Annotated in this window: 1 pseudogene; it reads left to right on the forward strand. The window is 73.0% G+C overall.

Annotated elements, in window-relative coordinates:
- Positions 1-522: pseudogene (locus ACYVO7_RS25785) on the forward strand (hypothetical protein); the annotation flags it as partial.

The raw sequence follows: 522 nt of genomic DNA on the forward strand, positions 1-522 counted from the left end.
CTGGCGCCCGATCTCGTCGCCGCGTTCATGACGGCGCTGCAGGGCGAACTGACCAGGGAGCGCACGCGGCGGCTGGCCAGCGCCGGCCAGCGCGCCAAGACGCTGGCCGAAATCGACCGGCGCATCACCGGCATGCTGCGGGCCATCGAGGATGGGCTGTATGAGCCGTCGATGAAGGACAGGATGGCGGCGCTGCGGGCGGAGCGGGAGGCGCTCCAGGCCGGCGAGCCGGAGCCGGACGCGCAGTTCGACATCCTGCTCCACCCTCGCCTGCCCGAGCTGGACCGGCGCAAGGTGGAGACGCTGGAGGCCGTTCTCGACGGCCCCGACCGGGCCGAGGCCATGGACGTCATCCGCTCGATGATCAACCACGACTGCGGCCGCGCGCCGACGGGCCCGGGCTCGCCGCCGTGCTGCAGGGCCACCGGACCGCGACCCCGGCCGCCTATCGCGTTGGCCCTGTCCCGGAACGCAAAAACTCCCCGGCGCTGGGGGGCGTCGGGGAGTTTTGGGAGGGTTGGT

This window comes from Alsobacter sp. SYSU BS001988 (assembly GCF_054796215.1).